Origin of the sequence: Nocardiopsis lucentensis DSM 44048 (assembly GCF_000341125.1) — a bacterium.
In the GTDB taxonomy this organism is placed as follows: domain Bacteria; phylum Actinomycetota; class Actinomycetes; order Streptosporangiales; family Streptosporangiaceae; genus Nocardiopsis; species Nocardiopsis lucentensis.
In genome coordinates this window covers 1-1114 of sequence record NZ_ANBC01000813.1, presented here as the reverse complement: position 1 = coordinate 1114, position 1114 = coordinate 1, and the positions used below count along the sequence as shown (strand labels likewise).

At 72.4% G+C, this 1114-nt stretch carries 1 protein-coding gene and 1 pseudogene; both read left to right on the top strand.

Annotated features, from left to right (window positions below; translation table 11 throughout):
• A pseudogene (locus D471_RS41025) lies at positions 1-182 on the top strand (hypothetical protein); the annotation flags it as partial.
• Positions 179-1114, top strand: a 936-nt coding sequence (gene speB, locus D471_RS0128370; protein WP_017601750.1) for an agmatinase, incomplete at its 3' end; no start/stop codon positions are given. The pseudogene D471_RS41025 and the gene speB, both read left to right, overlap by 4 nt.

Here is a 1114-nt window from a genome sequence, read left to right as displayed (position 1 = left end):
TGGCCGCCGACTCCGAACTGTGGCTCGGCCCGTTGGCGGCGGCCACCGGCGCGGACCTGTCCCTGCTGGGCGGCCCGATCGCCGGAGGCGTCTACTACCTGCTCGTCCGGGGCCGGGTGGGGCCGCCCTCCGGTCCGGGGCCGAGCACCACCGCAACCACCATCGAAGGAGACCGTCCATGACACGCCTCGCACCGCTGTTCGGCCCCGACATCACCTTCCTCGGCATCGACCGGTGTGACCTCGACGAGCCCGCCACCTGGGCCGACTCCGCGGCGGTCATCATGGGGGTGCCGTTCGACGGGGGCACCTCCTACCGGGCGGGCACCCGCTTCGGGCCGCGGGCGCTCCGGGGCACCGACTACCTGCCGCACGACGGCCGACGGCCGCACCTGGCGGTCCGCGCCGACGGCCTGGTCGAGCTCAACGTCAAGGACGCGGGTGACGTGGACTGCTTCAACGGCGACATCGAGGGGATGGTCGCCAGCGTCCGCCAGGCCGTGACCACGGTGGCCGCGGCCGGGAAGATCCCCGTCATGCTCGGCGGCGACCACACCATCGCCCTGCCCGACGTACAGGGCGTGGCCAGCCACCACGGTTGGGGGCGCGTGTCGGTGATCCACTTCGACGCGCACGCCGACACCGGAAACATCGACTTCGGGTCGCTGCTCGGCCACGGGCTGCCCATGCGCAGGCTGATCGAGTCGGGTGCCGTGCGCGGTGACCGGTTCATCCAGATGGGCCTGCGCGGGTACTGGCCCGAGGAGGAGACGCTGTCCTGGATGGCCCGGCAGGGCATGCGGTGCTACGAGATGAGCGAGATGGACGCGCGCGGTCTCAACACCTGTCTGGACGAGGCCTTCGCCCTGGCCACCGACGAGTGCGAGGGCGTGTTCCTCTCGGTCGACGTGGACGTCGTCGACCCGGGGATGGCCCCGGGCACCGGGACCCCGGAGCCGGGCGGCCTCACCTCGCGCCAGCTGCTCGACGCCGTGCGCCGCATCTGTGTGGAGCTGCCCGTCGTCGGCGTGGACATCGTGGAGGTGTCCCCGGACCACGACCACGCCGACGTCACCGCGATGCTGGGCAACCGCGTCGTGCTGGAGGCGCTGTCG